This is a genomic window from uncultured Aurantimicrobium sp. (assembly GCF_936931525.1).
Classification (GTDB): domain Bacteria; phylum Actinomycetota; class Actinomycetes; order Actinomycetales; family Microbacteriaceae; genus Aurantimicrobium.
Genome location: NZ_CAKZII010000069.1, coordinates 22,073 through 28,855, shown reverse-complemented (window position 1 = coordinate 28,855; position 6,783 = coordinate 22,073). Strand labels below are relative to the sequence as shown.

4 protein-coding genes are annotated in these 6,783 nt (G+C 55.9%); all 4 read left to right on the top strand.

Annotated elements, in window-relative coordinates; all coding sequences use genetic code 11:
• Positions 1-78: 78 nt before the first annotated feature.
• The 4 genes from Q0362_RS03060 (at position 79) to Q0362_RS03045 (ending at position 6,783) form a co-directional block, all read left to right on the top strand.
• Positions 79-1,341: a DUF58 domain-containing protein gene (locus Q0362_RS03060; protein WP_298119636.1), complete on the top strand. Its 1,263-nt coding sequence runs from the start codon at positions 79-81 to the stop codon at positions 1,339-1,341.
• A complete protein-coding gene (locus Q0362_RS03055; RefSeq protein ID WP_298119634.1) occupies positions 1,338-3,539 on the top strand; it encodes a transglutaminase domain-containing protein in 2,202 nt (733 codons plus the stop codon). The genes Q0362_RS03060 and Q0362_RS03055 overlap by 4 nt, the downstream gene beginning before the upstream one ends.
• A gap of 9 nt (positions 3,540-3,548) precedes the next feature.
• Positions 3,549-4,184, top strand: coding sequence for an FHA domain-containing protein (locus Q0362_RS03050; RefSeq protein WP_298119632.1), 636 nt, complete (start codon positions 3,549-3,551; stop codon positions 4,182-4,184).
• A 67-nt stretch (positions 4,185-4,251) separates the two neighbouring features.
• On the top strand, positions 4,252-6,783 hold the full coding sequence (locus Q0362_RS03045; protein ID WP_298119631.1) for an FtsK/SpoIIIE domain-containing protein: 2,532 nt from the start codon (positions 4,252-4,254) through the stop codon (positions 6,781-6,783).

The window sequence follows — 6,783 nt, the reverse complement described above, 5'->3', positions numbered from 1 at the left end:
AGAGTTTGATGGCGTCACCGCCAACAACGTCGTGGGTAAGATCTTGATCGATCTTCCCGTGGGAGCACCTGCCGCCTCATGAATTTCCGCGTTGTCACCTCGAGAGGCTGGGGCTGGGCTGTAGTTGCCCTGCTCAGCCTTGTCGTTGGTGCTGCGCAGGGATGGATTGAACTCATTGGATTAGGAGTTGCTGGGCTTCTCACTTTTGGTTTTGCCACGCTCTATGCCCTCTTCCGTCATGCCCACGATGTGTCATTTCATCTGGCTCATGAACGCGTGGTCGTCGGTGACGAGGCACAACTTGTTGTGAGTGTGTCGAACCCGACAGGCCACTCATTAGCCTCGTTGGATGTCGTTGTTCCTGTGGGGGAACAGCAGGTTGAAACCCAGGTTGGGCGACTGCGCAAAGGTGCTCATGATGACATCACGCTGCCTGTTCCTACTGAACATCGCGGCATGGTTCAGGTTGGGCCTGCTCGTGTCATTCGTCAAGACCCCCTGGGTCTCATCTCTCGAGAAGTAGTTCACGGCGATGTTCGCACGCTCTTTATTCACCCCAAAACTATTGGCTTGCTCAGCATGAGTACCGGTTTTGTGCGTGACCTGGAAGGTAATCCCACGAGGGATCTCACTGACAGTGATCTCTCGTTTCACGCCCTCCGTGAATATGTTCCTGGCGACGATCGCCGCAATATTCACTGGAAGTCCACGGCCAAGACTGGCCAGTTCATGGTTCGCCAGTTCGAGCAGACACGTCGCAGCCACCTCATGATTGCTCTCGATACCGAACCAGAAGTATTCGCTTCTGATGATGAGTTCGAACTTGCAGTCAGTGCGGCAGCTTCTTTAGGAGTTCGAGCAATCCGTGACACTCGTGATCTCTCCGTTCTGGTCAGTGCTGAGGCTCGTCCAGCTGCGACGGGCAGATTGAGTGCTTTGCGTGAAGCTGCCAGAGAACTAGCCTCTCGCCGCCGTGCAGAACGCGGTTCTTCGCCAGCGCGTATTCGAGCACTCTCCACGGTCTCGCGTGACCGCCTCCTCGATGAGCTATCAGGTGTTCATCTGCAAGAAGGCAGCCCGAACATTGTGGAGCTGTCCCGCTTAGCTTCCGCACAGGCGGCAGATGTGTCAATTGCCTTCTTGGTGACCGGTGCTGCTGTGGATTCCAAGACTTTGCACTCTGCGTCTGTGGCGTTCCCTGCCGGCGTTGAGGTTGTTGTGGTGAGCTGTGCTCCCGAAGCATCGCCCGTCACCCGCCGCATGGGAAGGCTGACGGTGGCAACTATCGGCCGCCTCGATGATCTTCAGCAGCTACTTGGCAAGCGAATGGCGGTCTCATGATGATGGCTTTATTCCTCGCTTTCGCCGTCATAGTCTCGCTCGTGCCACTGTGGCCGGTGTATCAAGACCCTGCATTTGTTGTTGCACTCGCCGGCGGAGCTGTCTTAGGTTCGCTTATCGCAGTGCTCTCTGCACGTCGTTCGTGGTCTGTGCTTCGCACAGCCCTGTCTGCTGTCGCCGCCTACCTCCTCTTTGGTGTTCCTCTGGCGGTTCCAAGTGAAGCTCTACTGGGATTCTTGCCGAGTCTTCAAGGTGAACTCAGCCTTCTGACTGGTGTTGTTCTCTCGTGGAAGCAGCTGGTCACGGTAATGCCGCCGGTCGGTGCCTATGAAGCTCTATTAGTGCCTGTGTTCTTGCTCTCATTGTTGGGAGTGTTGCTCGCGGTTGTGCTGAGCCTGCGGCTGAACCGCCACAAAGGTATCGGAAGCACTGCTGCACTGGTTCCCGTAATCACTCTGGGAGTCGCAATCTGGCTTGGGCCTAGTAGAAGTTTTGCCAGCGTTATTGTCACCGTGGGTGTCTTTGTTCTGATTGCTCTGTGGTTTGCAATGAGTCGGGTTGGTGTTTCCCGCGCAGGCTTGAGAGCTATCGGAATCCTCCTTCTTTCTGCTGTTGTTGCCTCAGCTGTCGTTCTCTTCACTCCGATAGCCAATCGAACTGTGTGGCGCACGGAAATAGATCAGCCTTTTGTTTTGCAAGACGACACCAGCCCGTTGTCTGAATATCGGGCCTTTGTGACCGGAGATTCACAAAACACTGAGCTTCTGACCGCAACTGGTCTGAGCGCTGGCCAACGGGTCAGTATTGCCACTCTGGATAACTACACCGGGGTTCTCTATTCCGTTGGCGGGGTTGCAGCTGACTTCACCAAGTTGCCTGGCTCTATACCTATTCAAAACAGCAATGGCGATGAGATCTCTGCAGAGATCACCATCACGGGGCTCACAGGGGCGTGGGTTCCCCTCACTGGAGAATTAGGCTCCCTCAGCTTCACGGGCACAGGTTCACGCGCACTAACTGATGCGTTCTACTACAGCAGGCCTGCAGCCACGGGTGCTGTCACGACGGGCCTTTCAGAGGGTGACGGCTATCGAACCACCGGACTTGCGGCTCCTGAGGTGTCCATCTCTGCTGTGGGGTCTCTTGCTCCGGGTGATGCCATAGTCCCTGCCCCGGCTGTGATGCCTGACGGTGTCGATGCATTTATCTCTCTTTCTGCGAAGGGTTCAACCTCAGCAGGGGAGCGTCTGCAAGCATCGCTTGAGGCCCTCGCCTCTGAGGGATACATCAGCCACGGAGGCCCTGACGAGGTGCCGAGTGCTTCAGGCCATGGCGCGAACCGTATCGCTGCCCTCTTTGCAGCGAGCCCCATGGTGGGAGACGCAGAACAATACGCTTCTGCTGCATCGCTGATGGCCACACAGATTGGTTTCCCATCCCGCGTTGTCATGGGTTTCATCGCGCCAGAAGGATCTGACCCCGCTACCGGTGTTTCCTTCACCGGTGCTGACATGACTGCCTGGATCGAGATCTCCACGACCGAAGGGTGGGTTGCGGTGAACCCTAACCCTGCTGAGCGTCCTATTCCCGAAGAACAGCCTCAAGACCCCACCGAGGTTGCATTCCCGCAGACGGCTGTTGAACCACCCGCGCAGGATGAACCTCAGCTCAACGACAACTCGGCCCCTGAAGCAGCAGACGAAGAACAACCCACTCCTCTTGACCCTGTTCTGCAAGCGATTCTTGCTGTTGTGAATTTCGTGGGTTGGACTGCGCTGTGGTTGGGTCTGCTTGCTTCACCATTCCTGGGTGTGATCGTGGCAAAGCGGCGCCGACGCCAGGCGCGTCACAGCGCCGCTGATCCTCGTGAACGCGTGGAAGGTGCATGGAGTGAAGTGAGAGATGCTCTGCTTGACCGTGGAACAGATGCATCCGCTTCTGTAACGCGTCAGGAATTGGCGGAAATGTCTTCAGTACCTGCAGCAACGACCGTTGCTGTTCTGGCGGACACTGCACAATATTCTGTTGACAACGTGAGCGAATCAGACGTTACCCGTGCCTGGTCTGAAGCTGACGGAGTCATTCGAGAGTTAGGTACCAATCTCACTCGATGGCAGAAAATCAAAGCTGTCGTCTCAGTAAAGTCATTTGGTTTGACATGGGCTGGCTTCACGGCATGGCTGACCAAGCGCAGGTAGCATCACATCATGGTCTGTGAGGTTTGTCAGAGTGCTCTCCCTGAGGGAGCCCTGTTCTGCGGAGAATGCGGAAGCTCTGTTTCGCGCACCCAGGCCATCCCCGTAGTTACACCTGAAGCTGAGGTACAGCCCTCGGTTGAGCAGGCTGCCCAGCCCGCTGAGCACACATTTACTCCTGCGCAGGAGAAAGACCCAGAAACAACGTCAACGGTCATTGTTGAGCAGATCGACGGCGTCAATCTCTCAGAGCTTTTTGAAGCGCCTCCTGTACGCGTCGTGGAACCTCCTCGTTTCGCAACAGAAAATGAACTCACCAGCATGGTGTCCTTCACCATCACCTTGGGTAGTGGCGAAAGTGTCGACATCACTCGCAGTGGGCTACTCGGCAGAATGCCAACTCCTGCTGAGGGCGAAGAATTCGAACACCTGATCGTGGTCTCTGATCCAGGACGTTCTGTCTCGAAAACACATCTTGAGTTCGGTGTTGACGGCAATGACCTCTGGATAGCGGACCGCAATAGCGGTAATGGAACCATCGTGAGAGAACCAGGTGTTGTTCCTCGCAGGGCACAACCCGGAACTCACTACACCGTAGTTCGGGGCACGCGCCTGGACTTTGGTGATCTCCACCTCACCATTAGCTAATACAGAGTTGTCCACGAACACTCACTGCTGAGTGTCTCTCCTTTCTTCTTCGTGGTGAAGTGCTCACATGCGCTTTCCTTTCTTCGCTTTGATTGCTCCGTTAGTCACCAGCGTTGTGCTGTGGCTGGTCACAGGCTCCGCTTACACACTGCTCTTTGCTCTGTTAGGCCCCGTGATGGCAGTGGCACAATTCTTTGACGGCAGGTTCCATTCCAAGAGAGACACTCTCAAACAAGCAGAGCGTGTTGACGAAGAGGAAGCAGCTCAGCTCCAGCAGCGCCAATTGGAATCCTTCGCGCATCGAGAAGAAACTCTTCGCCGCAATCCGCCTAGTAGTTTCTATTCACGCCCAGACACGACACTGAGACCGCTCTGGGCCGCGGGTGCCCAGACAGCCGGAGATGATCGGGTTATTCGCCTCGGCATTGCACGAACAGGCGGATTACCTGTCGTTCTTGATGTCACGTCTGGGCTTGCACTCAGGGGTTCGCAGGTGGAGACGCGCTCTGTCATGCGAGCCATTGCGTTCCAGCTGGCATGGAACTGGGGTAGCCATGAAATCACTCGGGTGGGCCTAGATCTGTCCGCAGAACCGGAACTAGTTGGCTTGCTCTCCACTGAACAGAACTGCACCACGACGGTGACCCACGTCGCTGACATAGATCCCATTCCACTGGGGTTTCGCTATCTCCTCAAAGTGGACCGCGGACGTGCCACGCTCCTGGACACAATTGATGGCGCCGCAATCCCTATCGAGATGTCGGTGGATCTCCTCAGCCGCGCAGAAGTGAATCTCATCCTGCCCAAGCTACTTTCTGAAGTGTCACAAGCTGTGAAGGTTGCAGAAGTCATTCCCAGCCAGGTTGAGACTGTGATCAACACCACAGCTGAATGGCAATCAGCCAGGGAAAGTACGGTGGTGAATGTGGGGAGGCAAAGATCGCACCCACTGTTACTTGATCTCGTTTCTGCCGGACCGCATGCTGTGGTGACAGGAATGACGGGTTCGGGCAAGACAGAGTTTGTGAAGTCCTGGATGGTGGCATTAGCTGCGAGTTATTCACCCGATGAGCTCTCCTTCCTCGTGGTTGATTTCAAAGGCGGAGCCGGGTTTACTCAGCTCACTGGTTTGGCGCATGTGGTTGGAGTGGTCACGGACTTAAACCACGCAGAAGCACACCGCGCCATGACTTCTCTGCGCGCAGAGATTCACTACCGAGAGCGGACGCTAGCTCACGTGGGGGTGGGGGACATTTCTCAACTCGGCCAGAACGTCAACCTTGCCCGCCTCATTGTGATCGTGGACGAGTATCGCGCTGTGCTCGATGCGTTTCCTGAACTGACCACTACCTTCATAGACCTTGCTGCACGAGGACGTTCATTGGGCATTCACCTGATTCTTTCAAGCCAGCGTGTGGGTGGGGCCTTGGGAGATGCTCTGCTGGCGAACTGCGCGTTGCGAGTGGGGTTTCGTGTTTCGCAGAAACAAGACTCACAGGCCCTTCTCGGCAATGACGCTGCTTTTGCGCTGCCACATATCCCCGGGCGTGCAGTGCTCACGGGAACGGGGTTAGATCAGCGAGAGTTTCAAGCAGCACAGCTTTCTGCGCAAGACATCGAGGTCGTGGAAGCCAAGACCGATCAGTGGCTGCAGCAGAACCCTGGATGGACCCCACGATCTCCGTGGTTGCCGCCCTTGGCGTCGGTTCTTCACCCTGACGAGATGCCCACACACATTGAGGGTGTTGCTTGGCTGGGGATGGCGGATATTCCTGAACATCAAGTCCAAACCTGGGCACAGTATTCACCACTCAATGACGGCAATCTGCTCATTACCGGCCCCGCACGGTCGGGGACCAGCAATGCCTGTCACCTCATTGCGCAGCAACTCGGTGTCGCAGTCATTGCTGGCGCAGAACACGCATGGGACGTCGTTGTTGGGGGAGCACCGCCTGAAGGTGAGGACATGGTCATCGATGACCTCGATGCCATCCTGGATGACTTTGATCTCGAGCACCGTGAAGAGTTTCTGCTGTGCCTGACTCGCCTCGTCAGGCAAGCGCCGAAATCCGGTCGTGCTGTTGTGATGAGCTGCTCTGAGCATCTGCGTGGAGTGACTGGTCTGCTGGCGTTGTTTCCTGCAGTGCTCGGGTTACTCTCAGGTAATCAGCGTGGAAGGGCACAGTGGAACGGCCATGACGTTCAGCTTGTGAAGGTAGAAGTACATGAATTACAAGAATCTGAGGCTCCTCACTTCACTTTCCAGGAAAGCGCCTCCTACCTCGTAGTCACTCATCGCAAACGAGAGTTCGTGAGTGCATCGAAACCAGACAAGTCCGCTAGGTTCAGTGACCTTGCTTCAGAGTTGTCTGTCACAACGCGGAGCGAAAATACCATCGTCGTGGGCACGCCAGAAGAGTGGATGTCCAGGTCTGCCCTCCTGAGTTCGCTTAAGCAGTCAGCAGTTCTTGTTCTCGATGGCTGCACGAGTTCGGAGCTCAGAGGATTACGCCTGAGGTCAGGGCTGTTTCCTCACGCAGGGTATGGAAAAACCCTTGTGGTCGAACCAGATGGCTCGACCACAAGGGTCATCCTGTGA

What these genes read in the sequence shown, in the direction of transcription:
- Q0362_RS03060 (WP_298119636.1), top strand. Translation starts at nt 79, where the DNA reads ATGAATTTCCGCGTTGTCACCTCGAGAGGCTGGGGCTGGGCTGTAGTT.
- Q0362_RS03055 (WP_298119634.1), top strand. Translation starts at nt 1,338, where the DNA reads ATGATGATGGCTTTATTCCTCGCTTTCGCCGTCATAGTCTCGCTCGTG.
- Q0362_RS03050 (WP_298119632.1), top strand. Translation starts at nt 3,549, where the DNA reads ATGGTCTGTGAGGTTTGTCAGAGTGCTCTCCCTGAGGGAGCCCTGTTC.
- Q0362_RS03045 (WP_298119631.1), top strand. Translation starts at nt 4,252, where the DNA reads ATGCGCTTTCCTTTCTTCGCTTTGATTGCTCCGTTAGTCACCAGCGTT.